The sequence below is a fragment of the Mesorhizobium hunchu genome, from assembly GCF_040081975.1.
GTDB lineage: Bacteria > Pseudomonadota > Alphaproteobacteria > Rhizobiales > Rhizobiaceae > Mesorhizobium > Mesorhizobium hunchu.
This window is the reverse complement of the sequence record NZ_JBEBMG010000004.1, coordinates 242541-262337: the sequence shown is the minus strand read 5'-3', so window position 1 is coordinate 262337 and position 19797 is coordinate 242541. Positions and strand designations below refer to the sequence as shown.

The following is a 19797-nucleotide window of genomic DNA, read 5'->3' as shown; positions in this document are numbered from 1 at the left end:
GGGACGACGGAATATAGTCCTGTGGACGATTCCGTCCTGCCTGTGAATCACGTCGTTTGAATCGTCGTTGATGCATTCAGGTCAACGCGAAGCCGGCGCTGTTCTGGTACCCGTGAATGGACTGGAATCGGGGACGACATGGCAGAGGCGGCTAGAAAATTCGGCGCGGCGGCGGAAACGCCGCTCTATCGCGAGGCACCGAACAATATCGAGGCGGAACAGGCGTTGCTGGGCGCCATCCTGGTCAACAACGACGCCTTCTACCGCGTTTCGGACTTCCTCAAGTCGGCCCATTTCTACGAGCCGCTGCACCGCAAGATCTTCGAGGTCTCGGCGGAACTGATCCGCATGGGCAAGATGGCCAACCCGGTGACCATCAAGACCTTCCTGCCGGCCGACGACAAGGTTGGCGACATGACGGTGACGCAATATCTCGCCCGGCTGGCGGCCGAGGCGGTCACCGTCATCAACGCCAACGACTATGGCCGCGCCATCTACGACCTCGCCACTCGGCGCGCGCTCATCACCGTGGGCGAGGACATGGTCAATATCGCCTACGATGCGCCGGTGGACATGGCGCCGTCCGAGCAGATCGAGGACGCCGAGCGGCGCCTGTTCGAGCTGGCCGAGACCGGCCGCTACGACGGCGGCTTCGAGGCGTTCTCCGACGCGATCAAGACCGCCGTGGACATGGCGAGCGCCGCCTACCAGCGCGACGGCGGGCTTTCGGGCATCTCGACCGGCTTCCAGGACCTGGACCGGCGCATGGGCGGCCTGCAATCGTCCGACCTGATCGTGCTTGCCGGGCGCCCGGGCATGGGCAAGACCTCGCTCGCTACCAACATCGCCTACAACGTGGCGGCGGCCTACGTGCCGGCGCAGCAGGCGGACGGTTCCTTCAAGGCGGCGAACGGCGGCGTCGTCGGCTTCTTCTCGCTGGAAATGTCGTCGGAGCAGCTCGCCACCCGCATCATTTCCGAGCAGACGGAAATTCCCTCCTCCAAGATCCGGCGCGGCGACCTGAACGAGGCGGACTTCAACAAGCTCGTCGCCTACACGCAGGAAAACCACAAACGGCCGCTCTTCATCGACCAGACGGGCGGCATCTCCATTGCGCAGCTTTCGGCGCGCGCGCGCCGCCTCAAGCGTCAGCGCGGCCTCGACCTCATCATCATCGACTATATCCAGCTCATGACCGGTTCGGGAAAGCGCGGTAGCGAGAACCGCGTGCAGGAAATCACCGAGATCACCACCGGCCTCAAGGCGCTGGCCAAGGAACTGGCCGTGCCGATCATTGCGCTGTCGCAGCTCTCGCGCCAGGTGGAAAGCCGCGACGACAAGCGGCCGCAGCTTTCGGACCTGCGCGAATCGGGCTCCATCGAGCAGGACGCCGACGTGGTCATCTTCGTCTATCGAGACGAATATTATCTCAAGAACAAGGAGCCGGACCGCGGCTCGCCCGAGCATCTGACCTGGGAAGAGAAGATGCGCGACGTGCAGGGCAAGGCCGAAGTCATCATCGGCAAGCAGCGCCACGGCCCGACCGGCACAGTGCCGATGGGCTTCCAGGGCGAGTTCACCCGCTTCTTCGACCTCGCCGAGGACAGCCACCTACCTGAGCGGTTCGAGTAGACCGCTGGCAAATCCGCACTTCATGCACTATATGGAATGTGCATGAAATGCAGGGAGAGCATCCGATGATCAAGGTGGGCGCAGCGGAATTCCAGCGCAATATCGGCCGCTATCAGGACCTGGCGCTGACGCAGCCCGTCGCCGTGACCCGCAACGGACGCGAGCGGACGGTAATGATTTCGACGGAGGAATATAACCGGCTGAAGCGGCGCGACCGGCAGGTGTTGGGGCTCGATGATTTCACCGAAGAGATGATCGAGGCGATCGCAAAGGCGGAGCCCCCGGAGGAAGCGAAGCAGTTCGATCACGAGCTTGATCGGTGAAGTCGACTTCGTCGTTTCCAGCACCCGTTCCCGGTCTTGTCGTTCGCTACAGCTATCTCTGGCGCTCGGAGCATCTGGCCGGCCGCGAGGAAGGCAGGAAAGATCGGCCTTGCGCGGTTGTATTGAGCTTGATTGACGATGACGCGAAGCGTCAGGTCGTGGTGCTGCCGATAACGCAAACGCCGCCGTCAAGCGGCGATCTGGCGCTGGAAATTCCGCATGACACCAAGCGACGCCTGAATCTGGACGACGATCAATTCTGGATCGTTCTCTCGGAAGCGAATCTGTTCGGCTGGCCAGGCCCCGACCTGCGGCCGGCGGTCAACGGCGACCTGACGACGGTCGTCTATGGATTGCTGCCCGATTCGCTCTTTCACCAGATTCGTGACCGTTTTGTCGCTGCCTTGCGCGAGCGGCGCGCGCGTCTGGTTCAAAGATCGTCATAATGGCCAAATCCCGCACACAGTTCGTCTGCCAGGCCTGCGGCAATGTCTCTTCGCGCTGGGCCGGCAAGTGCGAGGCCTGCGGCGAGTGGAACACGCTGGTGGAGGAAGGCACGGCCGGCGGCATCGGCTCGGGGCCACAAGCGCTGAAGAGCCCTCGCAAGGGGCGCGCGGTGGCGCTGACATCGCTTGACGGCGATATCGAGGACGCGCCGCGCATCGTCTCAGGCATCGGCGAACTCGACCGCGCCACCGGTGGCGGTTTTGTCCGTGGCTCAGCCCTGCTGGTCGGCGGCGACCCCGGCATCGGCAAATCGACGCTGCTGACGCAGGCGGCCGCCGCGCTGGCCAGGCAAGGTCACCGCATCGTCTATGTCTCGGGCGAGGAAGCGGTGGCGCAGATCAGGCTGCGCGCGCAAAGACTTGGTGCTGCCGCATCTCCAGTCGAACTGGCGGCCGAGACCAATGTCGAGGACATCCTCGCCACCATCGCCGATGGCCGGCGACCCGACCTCGTCATCCTCGATTCGATCCAGACGCTGTGGACGGACCTCGCCGATTCGGCGCCCGGCACGGTGACGCAGGTGCGCGCAGCGGCGCAGGCGCTGATCCGCTACGCGAAATCCACAGGCGCGGCGGTGGTGCTGGTCGGCCACGTCACCAAGGAAGGGCAGATCGCCGGACCGCGCGTGGTCGAGCACATGGTGGACGCCGTCCTCTATTTCGAGGGCGAGGGCAATCACCATTTCCGCATCCTGCGCACGGTCAAGAACCGCTTCGGCCCGACCGACGAGATCGGCGTGTTCGAGATGTCGGACAAGGGCCTGCGCGAGGTGCCGAATCCGTCCGAGCTTTTCCTTGGCGAGCGGCATGCCGCGTCGCCGGGGGCGGCGGTGTTCGCCGGCATGGAGGGCACGCGCCCGGTTCTCGTGGAAATACAGGCGCTTGTCGCCCCGTCCTCGCTCGGCACGCCGCGCCGTGCCGTGGTCGGCTGGGACGGTCAGCGCCTCGCCATGATCCTGGCCGTTCTGGAAGCGCATTGCGGCGTACGCTTCGGCCAGCACGACGTCTATCTCAACGTCGCCGGCGGCTACCGCATCTCGGAGCCGGCGGCCGACCTCGCGGTGGCGGCGGCGCTGGTTTCGTCGCTCACCGGTCTTGCCCTTCCGGCCGATTGCGTCTATTTCGGCGAAATCAGCCTATCGGGCGCCGTCAGGCCGGTTGCGCATGCGCAACAGCGCCTCAAGGAGGCCGAAAAGCTGGGCTTTTCAAGCGCGGTGCTGCCGTTCGGCGGCCCGAAGGGAAGCGAGGAGATCGCCGGGGGGATCGGGGCCGGCGCCTTCCAGCCGACCGAGCTTGGCGATCTGGTGGCGCGCATCGCCGGCTCCCGCCGCAGCCGCGTCCCGGATGAAGACTGATGCGGCCAAGGAAAAACAGCCGAGGGGACCGGGGACATGCCGATTACGCTGCTTGACGGAATTCTCGTCGGCTTCACCCTTGTTTCGGCGATGCTGGCGATGGTGCGCGGCCTGTCGCGCGAAGTCCTCTCCATCATTTCCTGGATCGCGGCGGCGGCCGCCGCCTTCTTCTTCTACAAGCCGGTGCTGCCTTACGTGCAGCCCTATATCGACAATCCGAAGATCGCCATGGGCGCGGCAGCCGCGATCGTCTTCATCATCGCGCTGATCGTCGTTTCCGTCATCACCATGAAGATCGCGGACTGGATCATCGATTCGCGGGTCGGCGCGCTGGACCGGACCCTCGGCTTCCTCTACGGCGCCGCGCGCGGCATCCTCGTCGTGGCCGTCGGCCTGATGTTCTTCAACTGGCTGGCCGGCGACAAGGCCCCCGCCTGGATCACCGAGGCCAAGTCACGGCCGCTGCTAGAGCAGATCGGCGGCTATATCGAGAGCGTTCTGCCGGAAGACCCGGAGAACTCCATCCTGAAGAAGCTCAACCCGGACCAGCCGGCGACGCCGGAACCGGATGCCGCGACACCGCCTGCCGCCGATGGCGACCAGGCCCTGCCCGACGGCGGGACCGACGGCGCTCCGGCGGACGGCGACCAGGCCTCCCCGCCAGCCGACGGACCGGACGATTCCGCCCCGGCCGACACGCAGCCGGCAAATTGATCGACCGTGATGTGCATTAAAGCGCCGGGCGCGTTGCGTTCCGGCCGCTTGCGCTCTATATGGCGGTTTTAGCGGATATGGGGCTCAAGAGCCATGGCAGACGCACCTGACGTTTCTCCGGGCGACGTGCTTTCCGCCGAAGCGGACGACCACTTCCACGACGAATGCGGCGTGTTCGGCATCTTCGGGCGTCAGGATGCAGCGGCCATCGTCACGCTCGGCCTGCATGCCCTGCAGCATCGCGGCCAGGAGGCGGCCGGCATCGTCTCCTATGACGGAACGCAATTTCACGTCGAGCGCCATGTCGGCCTGATCGGCGATACCTTCACCAAGCAGGCGGTGCTTGATCGGCTGCCCGGCAACCGCGCCATCGGCCACACGCGCTACGCCACCACCGGCGGCGCCGGCCTGCGCAACATCCAGCCCTTCTTCGCCGAACTCGCCGACGGCGGCTTCGCGGTCGCGCACAACGGCAACCTCACCAACGCCATGACCGTCCAGCGCACGCTGCAGAAGCAAGGTGCGATCTTTTCGTCCACGTCGGACACCGAAACCATTCTCCATCTGGTTGCCATGTCGAAGGAGCGCGACCTCAACGCCCGCTTCATCGACGCGGTCCGCCAGGTCGAGGGCGCATTCTCGCTGGTGGCGATGTCGTCGAAGAAAATGATCGGCTGCCGCGATCCGCTCGGCATCCGCCCGTTGGTCCTGGGCGACCTCGACGGCGCCTGGATCCTGGCTTCCGAGACCTGCGCGCTCGACATCATCGGCGCCCGCTTCGTGCGCGACATCAAGCCCGGCGAGATGGTCGTGGTCACCTCGAAGGGCATCGAGAGCATCTTTCCCTTCGAGCCGCAGAAGAATCGCTTCTGCATCTTCGAATACGTTTATTTCGCCCGCCCCGATTCGTCGGTGGAGGGCCGCAACGTCTACGACGTCCGCAAGGGCATCGGTGCCGAGCTGGCACGGGAAAGCCCGTGCGAGGCGGACATCGTCGTGCCGGTTCCCGATTCCGGCACGCCGGCGGCAATCGGCTTTTCTCAGGAAGCCGGCATCCCGTTCGAACTCGGCATCATCCGCAACCACTATGTCGGGCGCACCTTCATTTCGCCGGGCGATTCGATCCGCCACATGGGCGTCAGGCTAAAGCACAACGCCAACCGCCGCATGATCGAGGGCAAGCGCGTCGTGCTGGTCGACGATTCGATCGTGCGCGGCACCACCAGCCAGAAGATCGTGCAGATGGTGCGCGACGCCGGCGCAAAGGAAGTGCACATGCGCATCGCCTCGCCGCCGACGCGCGCGTCCTGCTTCTACGGCGTCGACACACCGGAGAAGTCGAAGCTGCTGGCATCGCGCATGTCGGTCGAGGAGATGGCGGAGTTCATCCGAGTCGATTCGCTCGGCTTCCTGTCCATCGACGGCCTCTACCGCGCCGTCGGCGAAGCGGGCCGCGACAACGAGACCCCGCAATTCTGCGACGCCTGCTTCACCGCGGAATATCCGACCCGGCTGGCCGATTTCGAGCATTCCGACAATGTGCGTACGCTCTCGCTGCTGGCGGTGGGCGGATCCTGATGCTCGAAGGACGAATCAGGAAAAATCAGCAGTTATCCATCCATGCCTGATCCCATTCCCGACCTCACCGGCCGCCTCGCGGTCGTCACCGGCGCCTCGCGCGGCATCGGCTACTTCATCGCCAAGCAGATGGCGGCGGCGGGGGCGCATGTCATCGCGGTCGCGCGCACCGTCGGCGGGCTGGAGGAACTGGACGACGAGATCAAGGCCGAGAACAGGCGTTCCGGCAAGGGCGAAGCTACCCTCGTGCCGCTCGACCTGGCCGATATGGAGGGCATCGACCGGCTCGGCGGCGCCATTCACGAGCGCTGGGGCAAGCTCGACATCCTCGTCGCCAATGCCGGCGTGCTTGGCGTCATCTCGCCTATCGGCCATGTCGAGGCGAAAACCTTCGAAAAGGTGATGACCATCAACGTCACCTCGACCTGGCGGCTGATCCGCTCCGTCGACCCGCTGCTCAGGTTGTCCGACGCGGGGCGCGCCATCGTGCTCTCCTCGAATGCCGCGCATTCGGCGCGCGCCTTCTGGTCGCCCTATGCGGCTTCCAAGGCGGCGATCGAGACGATGACGCGGTCCTGGGCGGACGAGACGAAGAACTATCCGCTGCGCGTCAATGCAGCCGACCCAGGCGCCACGCGCACGGCCATGCGCGCCCAGGCGGTTCCGGGCGAAGACCCCGATACGCTGCCGCATCCCTCCGAGATCGCCGCGCGCATCCTGCCGATGGCAAGCCCGGCACTGACCCGCACCGGCCAGATCTATCAGGCCAAGCACGACCGCTGGGTATCCTACCAGCAGCCCGCCTGACGCCGCGACGCGTTCGCGCAGATCGCGCAACGGCGCTTCCGCCGAACCGCCGGACTTGATAGAGTCTCGTGCGACTCTCCCATCCTGCCTTTGAGGAAACGCTCATGTCTTCGACCATCGCGCTCGTCTGGTATCTCGTCGTCGCCGGCCCGCAGGGCGGCATGGTGGTGCTGCCCAGCACGTTCGACACGCGCGAGCAGTGCGCCTCCGCGGTCACCGAATATCAGAAGCAGCCGATGCCGAACGGCTGGTCGGTGTCCTGCATCCCGAGTGCCTCGCCTTATGCCGACATGGGCGACGACGAGGGCGAGGACCCGAACGCGCCCGCCCCGCAGCAGTAAGCTTCGAAAAGGGCGAGTCGAAGCCGTCCGCGCGCTTTTTGACGGCGGGCGCGGCAATGTTTGCACCGCCCGGCTTTCCGGATCGTCTCCACTCCTGCCAACAGGCTGGCAGGAGCAGGCTGTTAGGATCATGCGGCAATGTCGGAGGCATACATGGCTGTCAGCGGCACGGTCGAGACCGAACGGGCGCTCGGCATAGGCCTCGTCATCGCCTCGGCAGCCGTGTTCGGCCTTGCCGGGGTGCTCACCAAGTCGATCCATGCCGATCCGCTCACCATCACCACCTGGCGCGGACTGGTCGGCGGCCTGCTGATCGCCGTCTACGTGGCATGGCAGAGGCGCCGTGCGCGAACCCGGCAACCTTTGCGTCTCGGCTGGCGCGGCTGGCTGATGGCGACGACCGGGGCGCTGGCCAGCATCGCCTTCATCGCCGCCTTCAAGAACACCTATGTCGCCAATGTCGCCGTCATCTACGCGACCGCGCCGTTCATCGCCGCGCTGCTCGGATGGCTGATCGCCGGCGAACGGGCAAGGACGAAGACGCTTGCCGCCGCAGTGCTTTCACTGACGGGCGTGGGCATGATCGTCTTTTCCGGTCTCGGCACCGGCCAGCCGCTCGGCGATGCGCTGGCGCTGCTGATGACCTTCGGCAGCGCCCTCTACATGGTCATGATCCGCAAATTCCGCGATACGCCCGTGGTATGGGCGGGCGCCGTGTCGGGGCTGATCCTGTTCGTCCTCGGCTGGTTCGTCACCCGGCCGCTCGCCGTGTCCGGCCACGACGTATGGCTGCTGGCAGCGTTCGGCGCTTCCTTCGCGCTCGCCTCCGTGCTGTGGACGGAAGGCGCGCGTCGCATCCCCGCCGCCGAGGCCGGCCTGCTGGGTTCCGCCGAAGTGCCGTTCGCCGTCCTGTTCGGCTGGCTGTTCCTGACCGAGCTGCCTCCCGGCATGAGCTTCGCAGGCGGCGCGGTGGTGCTGGCGGCCGTTTTCGCCCATGCCGGCCACGACTGGCATAAAGCGCGTCGGCAAGATCGATTCGCTGCGCAGAAAGCCTGAAATTATTTTTGGGCCGCCGCGGAACCATCCTCGATCCCGCGCGTTTCCTGTGCGACGGGTCTTCCCCAAGTCCCCCCAAACCCCTCGACCCGTCTCCCTCCCAGCCGACCGAAAGGTCGGCTTTTTCTTTGCCCGCCCGTCCGACCGAAAGGTCGGATTTTTCTTTGCCCGGATGCAGGCGGGTGGTCACGCTTTTCGGCGCCATGCGATTGACGCCGCAAAATCATCGTCTAGGTTTCGCCTTCAGGCGGCCGGCAAGAGACGCGACGAAACGAATACGGGGAGTGATGCGGCATGACCCTGACGCTAACCCTGCTTGCGTGCCTGGCCGGCGTGTGGCTGCTGGCCGCGCTGGCGTCGAAGGTCCGCCTCGGCCTCGGTCTGCATCAGGCCCTGCTCTACGCACCGCTCAAGCTTCTCTATCGAATCTCCGATTCGCGCGTGAAGATCGCGCGCGGCGCCGATGCGCCGGTCATCTATGCGATCGTCCACCAGTCGCGGCTGGAACCGGCGCTGATGCTGTCGCTGCTGCCGGCGGACACGCTGCATATACTGGACGAGGCGTCGGCCCGATCCATTTGGCTGGAACCGTGGCGCGAGCTTGCGCGCACCATCGCCTTCAACGCCGAGCACGTTTTCGTCAGCCGGCGGCTGGTACGTGTCCTGAAAGGGCGAGGCCGCCTCGCCGTCTATCTGCCCGACGAGGTGGAGCCGGACGTCAAGTCGTTCCGCCTCTATCGCGCCGTGACGCGGATCGCCACGCAGGCCGGGGCGCGGGTCGTCCCAGTCTTCGTTTCCGGGGCGCGCATATCGCCCTTTTCGCTGACCCCCGCCGACAAGGCACCTCGCCGCTGGTTCCCCCGGTTTCGTATCAGCGCGCTCGATCCGCTCACGGTCGAGCAACTCGTCGCCCTCAACGGCGATACGCCCGGCAGCGCCAGCAACGCGCTGTTCGACCGCGTCGCCGAGGCGCGGCTCGCCGGCACGAATTTCGACCGCAGCCTTTTTCTGGCCGTGCGGGACACCGCGGACCGCGTGGGCGCCTCCTTCGCAGCCGTCGAAGACGTGGTTTCGGGCAAGCTCACCTATCGCGAGTTGATGACCGGCGCGCGGGTGATGGGAAGCCGGCTGATGCTCTCCACCCAGCGCGGCGAAGCGGTCGGCGTACTGCTTCCGAACGCCAACGCGGTGGTGCTGACGCTGCTTGGTCTGCTGTCCGCCGGCCGGGTGGCGGCGATGGTCAACTACACCTCCGGTCCCGCCAACGTCACCTCCGCTGTCCGCACCGCGGCGATCCGGACAGTGGTGTCCTCCCGCGCCTTCATCGAGAAAGCCGGGCTGGACGATATCGTGCAGGCGGCGGAGGCCGGCGGCGCCAATTTCGTGTGGCTGGAGGACTTGAAGGCGCAGGCGACGCTGGCCCAAAAGCTTTCGGCGGCCCTGCTGTGGCGGCGCCCGCTGCAACGGCAGGATGCGGCCAAGCCGGCCGTCATCCTGTTCACCTCGGGATCGGAAGGCACGCCCAAGGCGGTGGTGCTGTCGAGCCGCAACCTGCTCGCCAACGCCATGCAGGCGGAAGCGCGCATCAGCATCTCGGCGCAGGACGTGCTGTTCAACGTGCTGCCGGTGTTCCATTCGTTCGGGCTGACCGGCGGCACCATCCTGCCGCTGGTCACCGGAATCCGGCTGTTCCTCTATCCCTCGCCGCTCCATTACAAGCTCATTCCCGACGTGGCGCGCCGGGTGCGGCCGACCGTGATGTTCGGCACGGACACTTTCCTGGCGAATTATGCACGCACGGCCAAGGACGGCGACTTCTCCTCGCTACGCTTCATCGTCGCCGGTGCGGAAGCCGTGAAGCCGGAAACGCGCAAGGCCTACCGCGAGCGTTTCCAGGCCGAGATCGTGGAAGGCTTCGGCCTGACCGAGGCGGCGCCCGTGGTCGCCGTCAACACGGCCACGCACGGTCGGGAGGGAACGGTGGGGCGCCTGCTGCCCGGCATCCGTCTCAGGCTGGAGCCGGTCGAAGGCATTGCCGACGGCGGCCGGCTCTGGCTTGCCGGTCCGAACATGATGATGGGCACGATGAGTGCCGACCGTCCGGGCGAGTTGCAGCCGCTGGACGGCTGGCACGACACCGGCGACATCGTTTCGGTCGATCGCGAGGGCTTCCTGACGATCCGCGGCCGCGCCAAGCGCTTCGCCAAGATCGCTGGAGAGATGGTTTCGCTGGGCGCTGTCGAGATGATGGTGCAGGCGCTGTGGCCCGAGGATCGGCATGCAGTCGTGTCCGTACCGGACAAGCGGCGCGGCGAGCGCATCGTGCTGGTGACGACCGCCGGCGATGCCGACGCCGAGCAATTGCGCCAATACGGCAAGGCGCATGGAGCGGCCGAACTCATGGTGCCGGGCGACATCGTCAAGGTGCCGGAGATACCGGCGCTGGGTTCCGGCAAGACGGATTACGTGGCGGCGCGTCGGATGGCGATGGAGCGGCTGGGCGCCAGCGCCGCGGCCTGACGCCGTCAGATAGCCGGGAAACAGGCCTCGGCTAATCCCTGCCGGCCGTTCCTTCGTCCACATCGGGCGGCAGCAGCGCCTCGCCCTCCTTGCGGGCGCGCTTGGAATAGGCGATCACCGAGAAGGGCAGGAAAACCAGATAGGCGGCGACCGATGCGGTCAGCGTGTACCAGGGATAGCTCACCAGCAGCAGGAAATAGAGCACGACGGCCAGGATGACCGGCAGCACGCGGTCGCCCGGTATCTTGGCGCTCTTGCCGGAATAGACCGGCAGGCGCGAGACCAGCAGGAAAGCCACAAGCACGGTGAAGGCGACGCCGGCATAGGCGACGGCCCTTGTCGGGTGCAGCCCCAGAAACGACAGGTAGAGCGGCAGCATGACCAACACCGCGCCGGCCGGCGCGGGAACGCCGACGAAATATTCAAACTGCCAGGCCGGCCTGTCCTTCTGCTCGTCCAGCACGTTGAAGCGCGCCAGCCGCATGCCGCAGGCGATGACGAACAGCAGCGTGGCGATCCAGCCGGGCGAGCCGACGCGATCGAGCAGATATGCATAGAGCACCAGCGCCGGCGCGACGCCGAAATTGACGATGTCGGCGAGCGAATCCATCTGCGCGCCGAATTTCGACGTGGCCTTGAGCAGGCGCGCCAGCCGCCCGTCGATGCCGTCGAGGAAGGCCGCAAGAAGCACCATGACGACAGCCGTCTCGAAGCGTCCCTCGAAGCCGAAACGGATGCCCGACAGGCCGGCGCAGATCGCCAGCACCGTCACCAGGTTGGGAAACATCAGCCTGAGCGGAATCTCGCGGATGCGCGGCCCACCCTGGCCGTGCGGCTCGAATTTCTTGAACGGTGCGCCCACGCTCAGGAAACCCGCACGAGCGGCGCCGCGTTCGGACCGCCGAATTCAGCGATGACCGTCTCGCCGCCGACCGCCGTCTGGCCGACGGCCACGCGCGGCATGGCCGAGGCCGGCAGATAGACATCGACCCGCGAGCCGAAGCGGATCAGGCCGAAACGCTCGCCGATGGCCAGCGTGCCGCCTGCCTCCGCCCAGCACAGGATGCGCCGCGCCACCAGGCCAGCCACCTGGACGACGGCGATGGGGCCGTTGGGGCTATCGACGACAAGGCCGTTGCGCTCGTTCTCGACGCTCGCCTTGTCCAACTCGGCGTTCAGGAAGCTGCCCGGCCGGTGCTCGATGCGATCGATGCGGCCGCGCACCGGGGCGCGGTTGATGTGGCAGGAAAAGACATTCATGAAGACCGAGATGCGGATCATCTCGCCCGCGCCCATGCCGAGCTCGCGCGGCGGCACTGCCGGGCCGACCGAAGACACCACGCCGTCAGCGGGGCTGATGACGAGACGATCGTCCACCGGCGTCACGCGCTCGGGGTCGCGGAAGAAATAGGCACACCACGCCGTCAGGATCAGGCCGATCCAGAACAGGGTGGAGGAGAAATAGCCGAGGACGAGCGTGGCCGCCGCAAACCCCGCGATGAAGGGATAACCCGCGCGGTGGATGGGGACGAACGCGTTCCTGACGGTGTCGACGAGATTCATCGGAGCCGGCTCCGTTTCGGGTCCGGCCTCTCTAGCCGAAACGCCTGCCAGCCGCAACGCACCAAAGCGGGAGGTCGGAACCCGGCGTCATTCACGACTTCAACGGCGCGCCGGGGACGTAGAGAGCGATCGGCCGGGTCTCGTAGACGGCGGTGGGATTGACGGCGCGCAATTTGCGCGCGATCTCGACCGCCTCGTCATGGTCCGCGCAATCCACGACGTAGAGTCCCAGCAACTGCTCCTTCGTCTCCGCGAAGGGACCGTCGACGACCGTCCCCTCGCCCGGTCCCCTCAAGGTCCGGGCATCCGCTGTAGCTGTCAGCCTTGCCGCCGGTCCCATCGCGCCGTCGGCGACCAGCTTGCCATGAACGGCAAGGAGGTCCTTCATGAGCGCCGCATCCTGCTCGGGCGTCCACGGTTCGAAGGCGTCGTCGGCGTGATAGGCAAGTATGGCGTAGAACATGGGCGCGGCTCACGAAGTTGCGGAAGCGCCACTATCGGCAATGACGGCGACAAAAGCCAGCCGGGAGGCTGGCATCCTGACAGAACCGGCCGACCCTTCAGTCCGCCACTTCCGACGTCCGCCGACGCACGACGACACCCAGTTCGTCGCTCTCGCGGGCGATACGCAGCCGCTCCTCGGCTTCCGTCGCCTCGCGCTGGCGGTCCCACATGGACGCGTAGAGGCCGTGCTCCTTCAACAGCGTCGCGTGGGTGCCCCGTTCCGCGATCAGACCGTCCTTCAGCACGATGATCTCGTCTGCGGAGATCACCGTGGACAGGCGGTGGGCGATGACGATGGTGGTGCGGCCGCGGCTGACCAGGTCGAGGGCCGCCTGGATCTCCTGCTCGGTGTGGCTGTCCAGCGCCGAGGTCGCCTCGTCGAGGATGAGGATCGGCGGCGCCTTGAGGATGGTGCGCGCGATCGCCACGCGCTGCTTCTCGCCGCCGGAAAGTTTCAGCCCGCGCTCGCCGACCATGGCATCGTAGCCTTCGGGCAAGGTTTCGATAAAGGGGCCGATCTGCGCCAGTTCGGCGGCGCGCTCCACGTCTTCCTCCGTGGCGTCCGGCCGGCCATAGCGGATGTTGTAGGCAATCGTGTCGTTGAACAGCACCGTGTCCTGCGGCACCATGCCGATCGCCGCGCGCAGGCTGGCCTGCGTCACGTTGCGCACGTCCTGCCCATCGATCAGCACCGCGCCCGACTGTACGTCGTAGAAGCGGAACAGAAGGCGCGAGATGGTCGACTTGCCGGCGCCCGAGGGTCCGACAATGGCAACCGTCCTGCCGGCGGGTACGTCGAAGGAAATGCCCTTCAGGATCTGGCGGTTAGGATCGTAGGCGAAATGCACGTCACGGAACTCGACGCGGCCGGCGCCGATCTTGAGCGGCTGCGCGCCCGGCCTGTCGGTGACCTCCTGCCGCACGTCAAGCAGGTCGAACATCTGCTCGATGTCGGTCAGTCCCTGCCGGATCTCGCGATAGATGAAGCCGATGAAGTTGAGCGGCACTGAAAGCTGGATCAGCATGGCGTTGATGAAGACGAAGTCGCCCACCGTCTGGGTGCCGTGCATGACCTCCCAGGCGGACATGCACATGACGATCGCCGTGCCGAGGCCGAAAATCGCGCCCTGACCGAAGTTCAGCCAGCCGAGCGAGGTCCAGATGCGGGTGGCGGACACCTCGTAGCGCGCCATCGCGCGGTCGAAACGCTCGGCCTCCATCGCCTCGTTGCCGAAATATTTGACCGTCTCGAAATTGAGCAGCGAATCGATCGCCTTGGTGTTGGCGTCGGTGTCGCTGTCGTTCATGTCGCGGCGGATCGAGATGCGCCAGTCGCTCGCCTTGACGGTGAACCAGACATAGACGGCCACCGTCAGCGCCACCACCGCCACGTAGCGCCAGCCGTAGGTGAAGGCGAATATGCCGGCCGTCAGCGCGAATTCGAGTACGGTCGGCGCGGTGTTGAGCATGATGAAGCGCACGATGGTCTCGATGCCCTTGGTGCCGCGCTCGATGATGCGCGACAGGCCGCCGGTGCGGCGCTCGAGATGGAAGCGCAGCGACAGTTCGTGCATATGCACGAAGGTGCGGTAGGCAAGCTGGCGCACGGCGTGCTGGCCAACGCGCGCGAACAGCGCGTCGCGCAGCTGGTTGAAGCCGAGCTGCGTCAGTCGGAGCACATTGTAGGCGATGACGAGGGCGATTGCGCCGCTGAGGAAAGCCGGCAGCATCGGCGGCTCGTGCCCTTCGCCGGCCAGCGCGTTGGTGGCCCATTTGAAGAAATAGGGTCCGATGACCAACACGACCTTGGCCACCACCAGAAGCAGCGTCGCCCAGGTGACGCGCCAGCGCAGGTCCGGCCGGTCCGCCGGATACATATAGGGCCACAGATTGCGCAGCGTCTTGAACGTGCCGGATTCTGCGGAAACGGTTTTGTCGGCCACTGGGTTCTGCCTTGTGGGTTCGCGCGGCTCAGCCGGCGCAGCAATCATCGACCAGCGCAGCCAGGGACGCAGAGAGGTCCTTCAGCGCATCCGTATCGAGTTCGTAGCGGGACCGCTGCCGGTCCGGCGAGAAACGGACCAGGCCGGCATCGACCAGCACTTTCAGGTGCTGCGAAACGGTGGACTGGGCAAGGTCGAGCCGCCGCACCACCTCGCCGCAGCAGCAGGCCGGCGCCCCCGAGAGATGGCGCACGATGCGCAGCCGCGCCGGATGCGACAGCGCTGCCATACCCGCCGCGAGCCTGTGCTCATCAGGCTTGGTGCAGGCAACGGGGTCAAGAATGATTTCCATCGTTTATCGGCGATAAACGATGGAAAGGTTTTACGCAAGATAGTTTGATGAGGGAATCGTTTACTCTGGCCACAAACGCTAAGTCATCCCGGCCAAGCGAGCTCGCGAGCGCAGAGCCGGGATCCATTCCGGACAGTCTCCAAGGTCACGGAATGGACCCCGGATAGCCCGCCTCCGCTTTGCGTCGACGAGCTTCCGGGATGACGACGGCAGGTTCTCCGCCGAAAACCTACTCGGTCTTGGTCGGCGGCGCGGTCGCCTGATCGCCGAGCGCCTTCAGGTCAGCCGCCTCGCCTTCCTTCGACGTCCCGGGAACGCGGAACACCTGTCCCGGCCAGATGCGGTCTGGATCGCTGATCTGGTCCTGATTCGCCAGATAGATGGTCGAATAGCGGACGCCATGCCCGTAGACGCGGCGCGAAATCTGCCAGAGCGTATCCCGGCGACGGATGATGACCGCTCCGTCGGCGTGTTCGAGCTTGGGCGATACGGTTTCCGGCACGCCGTCGGACGGCTGCGCCGCGGCGACCTCGGGCTGCTTTTGCGGTTCGGAGGCGGCTGGCGCCGACTGCCCGGCGGACGGGGCGACACCGGCGACGGGCGTTCCGTTGTCCGTCGATCCTGCCTGGGTCGGCGCGCCCGATGTCCCGGCCGAGGGATTCGCTGGCGCGGTGTCGGCGGCCTGGCTGGCCCCGCCCTCGGGCGCGGCCGCGCCACCGGGCGCAGGCGGGGCGACCGCGGCCACGGACGCCCCCGGTTCGCGCTCGAACGGCACCGTAGCCCGCGCCACCACCTTGGCGGCGCCTGCGTCGAGGGCATCGACGCGGACCGTGTAGGTGCCAACCGGCAGGTCATGCGTCGCCTCGACCAGGAAATGGCCATCTGGCGATGTCGTCGCATCGCCGAGCAGAATCTCGTTGGCGTAGGCGCGCACCTTGCGGCCGGGATCGGCCGTGCCGGCAACGAATATCTTGCTGCCGTCGATCTCGACCGCCTCGACCGCGATTTTCGGCGCGCCGGGAATCGCGGGCTGAACGATTGCCGGCTTCGGTTCTGCCGGAGCAGCTGCGGTTTGCGCAGGTGTATCGCCTGTCTGAGCGCCGGCTGCCGGCGATTGTTTCGCCGCTTCGGGCGCAGGCGCGCTCCCTGCTTCGGGGGCATCAGCCGCGGAAGGGGCAGCAGGCTGACCCGGTTGCACGGCCGGCGCGGGAACCGCCATCAGTTCGGACGCCTTGCCTGCCTCCTCCACCATGGCGAGAACCTGTCCGCCCGGCTTGTCGGGCACCGAGACGACGGCGGTCTGCTGCGAATTCGAGACGGTGTTGTCAGGCGTAGTCGAGCGCAGCAGAAGCTGGTAGTCGCCCGGTTTGAGCGGATCGTCGAGGACGATGGCGAAGGCGCCGTCCGGCCCAGCCGTGGTCGAGCCGATCACCGCCGCGCCGTTCAACAGTTCCACCCTGGCGTTCGGCGCCGCGTTTCCGGCGACGACCAGCGAACCGTCGCCCTCGACGCGGACCACGTCGAATGTGGGCAGGACGGGACCGGCCGCGACGGCCGGAGCAACGCCCTGCTCCGGCTTTTTGGCGGGAGTCGCCCCGGCGGCCGGCGCGGCCGGCTTCATGGCATCCGTACCGGATGGCACCGATGCCTCCGTCGTCGGCTTGGAGTCCTTGCCGCCCGCCGGCGGCGTCACATCATGCACGCCGGTGCCGGGCGACACCTCAGCGGGATTTTCCGGTTTGCCGGGCGGCGGATTGAGCGCGGCCACCTCGGCCGGCGGCTGCGGCTTGAAATACGGATCGAGCGCGCCCGACACGTAAGCGACCGCCGCAGCGGCAACGATGCCCCCGCCGGCGAACAGAACAGCCTTTAATGGTGTAACAGCCATGTTGATCCCGCCCCTTAGCCGCCTCACGCCGATCTAGCCTGTTTTGCGATAGGCGACAAGAAAAAGCCCCTGACAAGCCTTGACCTCACCGCCCTTCCAATCACCAATCGTCGCCATGAACACGATTCGATCCGTCTGCGTTTACTGCGGCTCCTCGCCGGGCCGCGACGAAGCCTATATCGACGCCGGCCACCAGCTCGGACGCTCGCTCGCGCAATCGGGAATCCGACTCGTCTACGGCGGCGGCACCAAGGGCATCATGGGCGCGGTGGCCCAGGGAACGCTCAAGGCCGGTGGCAAGGTCATCGGCATCATTCCGCGCTTCCTGATGAACAAGGAAGCGACCGAGGCCGCGCTGGGCAATCTCGACGAACTCGTCGTCACCGACAACATGCACCAGCGCAAGCACAGGATGTTCGAGGAATCCGACGCCTTTGTGGCGTTGCCGGGCGGCATCGGAACCGTCGAGGAGATCATAGAGATCATGACCTGGGCACAGCTCGGCCATCACCGCAAGCCGATGGTGTTCGCCAACATACGCGGCTTCTGGGACCCGATGCTGGCGCTGCTCGATCATATGGCGGAGGAAGGCTTCATCCACACCGCGCATCGGGTCAAGCCGCTGGTCGTCGACAGCGCCGAAAGGATCGTTCCGGCGATCATGGCTGCAGCGAGCGCGGACCAGACGCCGACCGAGGGTCAAGGTTCCGTCATCGACAAGATGTAGAACGCGCTCCATGAGCGCAGCCTGTTCGACCGGAGACGACGAGACCCTGACGACCGGAGCGGACGGGCTGATAGCCAGGTTCGGTTTCGGAAGCGACGGATTCGCATCCGGCGACAACCCGCTATGGAACTGGTCGAACTACTCGCTGGCCGACGTGCGGGCCAGGCGTGCGATCGAGGCGGTCGAGACCATTCCAGCCGTCGTGCGCGCAGCGCTTCTGGCGCCCGACCAGGCGCTCTATCTCGACTATGACGACGGTTGGCTGCACGGCGTCATCGCCGACATGCACCACCGCCACTACAACGAAAGCCAGGAAACCGGCCATTTTCACTTCGCCTTCAACGACACGGACATGGTCAGCGCGCGCCGCCACCCGCTTCAGTCGGTGGACGACGTGCGGCACCTCATTGTCCAGCGCAAGAAGGCTATCCACGGTCCGGCCGAGTTGCTGGAACTGATCATGCGCCATTCGCTGGAAAGGCTCTCCCGGGAATTGCTGGGAATCGGCGGCCAGCTCGATGCCATCGAAGACCGCGTGGTGGCGGACAAATGGCGTGAAGAGCAGGCAAGGCTGAACGCGGCGCGGCGGCGGCTGGTGTTCATCCACCGCCATGTCGCGGCGATCGCCTCACTGTTCCGGCAGGTGCGCCACCTGCAATATGACGACCTGCCGGAACCGGTCGCGGACATGGTGGACCGGCTGGCCAGCCGTTCGGAGGCGCTGCTCGCCGACAGCGAGCAGATCCACTCGCGAGCGCGATTGCTCCAGGACGAGCTGATGGCCAAGCTGTCGGCCGAATCCAACCGGCTGCTCTACGTGTTGTCGGTGCTGACTGCGATGCTGTTGCCGACCACGATCGTTTCGGGCCTGTTCGGCATGAATGTCGGCGGGGTTCCCTTTTCGCAGGACCCGAGCGGCTTCTGGGCGATCTCGGCGCTGGCGGTGGGGCTTGCGGCCGCCGTTCTCCTGTTCGTGCGGCGGCTAAGCGGAAAAGGCTGAGCCTACCGCGCCACTGCCACCTGCGCGCGCCCGGAAAACATCGACCAGGAATAGAGCGCCAGCGCCGTCCAGATCAGACCGAAGGCGAGCCCGTCAATCACGTCGAACGGCTCGTGGAAGATGAACACGGCGATCAGGAAGACGATCGTCGGGGCGATATATTGCATGATGCCGATGGTCGAGAGCCTCAGCAGCTTGGCGCCGAAGGCAAAGAGCAGCAGCGGCACGGCCGTGACCGGGCCGCAGCACATGAGCAGCAGCGTGTCGCGCCAACTGCCCGTGAAAATATGGCTCTGGCCCGTCGCGAACAGGAAGGCGATATAGAACACGCACGGGATCGACAGCAGGAGAACCTCCAGAAGGAAGCCCTGGCTCGGGCCGATGGGCAGCGTCTTGCGGAAGAAGCCGTAGGCGGCGAACGAAAAGGCCAGCGCCAGCGACACCCAGGGCAGCTTGCCGCCCTCGACGGTCAGCACGACGACCGCGACTGCCGCAATGGCCACCGCGGCCATCTGGAGCCTGCTCAGCCGCTCGCCCAGAACCACGGCGCCGACGACGACCGAGACCAGCGGGTTGATGTAGTAGCCCAGCGCCGTCTCGACCGTGCGCCCGACGGCGATGGCCCAGACATAGATGCTCCAGTTTATGGTGATGAGCACCGCCGTCAGCGCCGCCATCGACAGCATGCGCGGCGAGCGCAGGGCCGCCTTGAAATCGGCGGTGCGTCCAAGCCAGACGAGCACCGCCGCAGCGATAGGGACCGACCAGACGATGCGGTGCGCGATCACTTCGGCGAGCGGCAGATGCGCCACCGCCTTCATGAAGAAGGGCAGCAGGCCCCACAGGAAATAGGCGGCAAGCGCCAGGACGAAGCCTCGGCGGGAATCGGCTGCGGTGAGGTCCTGCACGGGCTGGGCGGTCATGGCGCAACGCTATGGCCCAGGAAGCCAGCCGAAACCATCGCAAAATTCTGATGGTTCATAGACTT

At 66.1% G+C, this 19797-nt stretch carries 19 protein-coding genes; 12 read left to right on the top strand and 7 right to left on the bottom strand.

Translation table 11 applies throughout. The features are described 5' to 3' along the window. Positions 1-138: 138 nt before the first annotated feature. From ABMA46_RS09780 to ABMA46_RS09735, 10 genes are all read left to right on the top strand, one after another. On the top strand, positions 139-1632 hold the full coding sequence (locus tag ABMA46_RS09780; RefSeq protein ID WP_348999145.1) for a replicative DNA helicase: 1494 nt from the start codon (positions 139-141) through the stop codon (positions 1630-1632). Positions 1633-1697: 65 nt separating this feature from the next. Then, entirely contained in the window at positions 1698-1955 is a 258-nt protein-coding gene (locus tag ABMA46_RS09775; RefSeq protein ID WP_348999144.1) for a type II toxin-antitoxin system Phd/YefM family antitoxin, read from the top strand. Further along, complete coding sequence (locus ABMA46_RS09770) at positions 1952-2401, top strand: hypothetical protein (RefSeq protein WP_348999143.1); 450 nt, start codon at positions 1952-1954, stop codon at positions 2399-2401. Before ABMA46_RS09775 ends, ABMA46_RS09770 begins: the two co-directional genes overlap by 4 nt. Beyond that, the gene (radA, locus tag ABMA46_RS09765; protein ID WP_348999142.1) at positions 2401-3816 is read left to right on the top strand and encodes a DNA repair protein RadA; all 1416 of its coding nucleotides are present in this window, start codon (positions 2401-2403) and stop codon (positions 3814-3816) included. Before ABMA46_RS09770 ends, radA begins: the two co-directional genes overlap by 1 nt. 36 nt (positions 3817-3852) lie before the next feature. Continuing rightward, positions 3853-4530 (top strand): CvpA family protein, encoded by a 678-nt coding sequence (locus tag ABMA46_RS09760; protein WP_348999141.1) that lies wholly within the window; start codon positions 3853-3855, stop codon positions 4528-4530. 93 nt (positions 4531-4623) lie between these two features. Continuing rightward, entirely contained in the window at positions 4624-6108 is a 1485-nt protein-coding gene (purF, locus tag ABMA46_RS09755) for an amidophosphoribosyltransferase (RefSeq protein ID WP_348999140.1), read from the top strand. 42 nt (positions 6109-6150) lie between these two features. Next, entirely contained in the window at positions 6151-6915 is a 765-nt protein-coding gene (locus ABMA46_RS09750) for an SDR family NAD(P)-dependent oxidoreductase (RefSeq protein ID WP_348999139.1), read from the top strand. A gap of 104 nt (positions 6916-7019) precedes the next feature. Next, a complete protein-coding gene (locus ABMA46_RS09745) occupies positions 7020-7256 on the top strand; it encodes a hypothetical protein (protein ID WP_348999138.1) in 237 nt (78 codons plus the stop codon). Between the two features lie 153 nt (positions 7257-7409). Next, a complete protein-coding gene (locus ABMA46_RS09740; RefSeq protein WP_425475721.1) occupies positions 7410-8312 on the top strand; it encodes a DMT family transporter in 903 nt (300 codons plus the stop codon). A 294-nt stretch (positions 8313-8606) separates the two neighbouring features. After that, on the top strand, positions 8607-10832 hold the full coding sequence (locus tag ABMA46_RS09735; RefSeq protein ID WP_348999136.1) for an AMP-binding protein: 2226 nt from the start codon (positions 8607-8609) through the stop codon (positions 10830-10832). A gap of 31 nt (positions 10833-10863) precedes the next feature. Here ABMA46_RS09735 and pssA read toward each other — a convergent pair whose 3' ends face one another. The 6 genes from pssA to ABMA46_RS09705 all read right to left on the bottom strand — a co-directional run bounded on the left by pssA (position 10864) and on the right by ABMA46_RS09705 (position 17082). After that, positions 10864-11694: a CDP-diacylglycerol--serine O-phosphatidyltransferase gene (pssA, locus tag ABMA46_RS09730; protein WP_348999135.1), complete on the bottom strand. Its 831-nt coding sequence runs from the start codon at positions 11692-11694 to the stop codon at positions 10864-10866. 2 nt (positions 11695-11696) lie between these two features. Continuing rightward, positions 11697-12446 carry a phosphatidylserine decarboxylase gene (locus ABMA46_RS09725; RefSeq protein WP_348999287.1) on the bottom strand — a complete coding sequence of 250 codons (750 nt, stop codon included), beginning with the start codon at positions 12444-12446 and terminating at the stop codon, positions 11697-11699. A gap of 40 nt (positions 12447-12486) precedes the next feature. Then, entirely contained in the window at positions 12487-12858 is a 372-nt protein-coding gene (locus tag ABMA46_RS09720) for a YciI family protein (RefSeq protein ID WP_348999134.1), read from the bottom strand. A 97-nt stretch (positions 12859-12955) separates the two neighbouring features. Continuing rightward, entirely contained in the window at positions 12956-14842 is a 1887-nt protein-coding gene (locus ABMA46_RS09715; RefSeq protein WP_348999133.1) for an ABCB family ABC transporter ATP-binding protein/permease, read from the bottom strand. A 28-nt stretch (positions 14843-14870) separates the two neighbouring features. After that, positions 14871-15194: an ArsR/SmtB family transcription factor gene (locus ABMA46_RS09710; RefSeq protein WP_348999132.1), complete on the bottom strand. Its 324-nt coding sequence runs from the start codon at positions 15192-15194 to the stop codon at positions 14871-14873. 229 nt (positions 15195-15423) lie between these two features. After that, on the bottom strand, positions 15424-17082 hold the full coding sequence (locus ABMA46_RS09705) for a LysM peptidoglycan-binding domain-containing protein (protein ID WP_348999131.1): 1659 nt from the start codon (positions 17080-17082) through the stop codon (positions 15424-15426). A gap of 115 nt (positions 17083-17197) precedes the next feature. Here ABMA46_RS09705 and ABMA46_RS09700 point away from each other — a divergent pair, with 115 nt between their 5' ends. After that, entirely contained in the window at positions 17198-17809 is a 612-nt protein-coding gene (locus ABMA46_RS09700; RefSeq protein ID WP_348999130.1) for an LOG family protein, read from the top strand. A 10-nt stretch (positions 17810-17819) separates the two neighbouring features. Beyond that, entirely contained in the window at positions 17820-18809 is a 990-nt protein-coding gene (locus tag ABMA46_RS09695) for a CorA family divalent cation transporter (RefSeq protein ID WP_348999129.1), read from the top strand. 2 nt (positions 18810-18811) lie between these two features. Here ABMA46_RS09695 and rarD read toward each other — a convergent pair whose 3' ends face one another. Then, positions 18812-19732 carry an EamA family transporter RarD gene (rarD, locus tag ABMA46_RS09690; protein ID WP_348999128.1) on the bottom strand — a complete coding sequence of 307 codons (921 nt, stop codon included), beginning with the start codon at positions 19730-19732 and terminating at the stop codon, positions 18812-18814. Positions 19733-19797 lie beyond the last annotated feature (65 nt).

Excerpts from the sequence above, each read along its gene's own strand:
- ABMA46_RS09780 (WP_348999145.1), top strand. The coding sequence starts at position 139 with ATGGCAGAGGCGGCTAGAAAATTCGGCGCGGCGGCGGAAACGCCGCTC.
- ABMA46_RS09775 (WP_348999144.1), top strand. The coding sequence starts at position 1,698 with ATGATCAAGGTGGGCGCAGCGGAATTCCAGCGCAATATCGGCCGCTAT.
- radA (WP_348999142.1), top strand. The coding sequence starts at position 2,401 with ATGGCCAAATCCCGCACACAGTTCGTCTGCCAGGCCTGCGGCAATGTC.
- ABMA46_RS09760 (WP_348999141.1), top strand. The coding sequence starts at position 3,853 with ATGCCGATTACGCTGCTTGACGGAATTCTCGTCGGCTTCACCCTTGTT.
- purF (WP_348999140.1), top strand. The coding sequence starts at position 4,624 with ATGGCAGACGCACCTGACGTTTCTCCGGGCGACGTGCTTTCCGCCGAA.
- ABMA46_RS09750 (WP_348999139.1), top strand. The coding sequence starts at position 6,151 with ATGCCTGATCCCATTCCCGACCTCACCGGCCGCCTCGCGGTCGTCACC.
- ABMA46_RS09745 (WP_348999138.1), top strand. The coding sequence starts at position 7,020 with ATGTCTTCGACCATCGCGCTCGTCTGGTATCTCGTCGTCGCCGGCCCG.
- ABMA46_RS09740 (WP_425475721.1), top strand. The coding sequence starts at position 7,410 with ATGGCTGTCAGCGGCACGGTCGAGACCGAACGGGCGCTCGGCATAGGC.
- ABMA46_RS09735 (WP_348999136.1), top strand. The coding sequence starts at position 8,607 with ATGACCCTGACGCTAACCCTGCTTGCGTGCCTGGCCGGCGTGTGGCTG.
- ABMA46_RS09720 (WP_348999134.1), bottom strand. The coding sequence starts at position 12,858 with ATGTTCTACGCCATACTTGCCTATCACGCCGACGACGCCTTCGAACCG.
- ABMA46_RS09710 (WP_348999132.1), bottom strand. The coding sequence starts at position 15,194 with ATGGAAATCATTCTTGACCCCGTTGCCTGCACCAAGCCTGATGAGCAC.
- ABMA46_RS09705 (WP_348999131.1), bottom strand. The coding sequence starts at position 17,082 with ATGGCTGTTACACCATTAAAGGCTGTTCTGTTCGCCGGCGGGGGCATC.
- ABMA46_RS09700 (WP_348999130.1), top strand. The coding sequence starts at position 17,198 with ATGAACACGATTCGATCCGTCTGCGTTTACTGCGGCTCCTCGCCGGGC.
- ABMA46_RS09695 (WP_348999129.1), top strand. The coding sequence starts at position 17,820 with ATGAGCGCAGCCTGTTCGACCGGAGACGACGAGACCCTGACGACCGGA.
- rarD (WP_348999128.1), bottom strand. The coding sequence starts at position 19,732 with ATGACCGCCCAGCCCGTGCAGGACCTCACCGCAGCCGATTCCCGCCGA.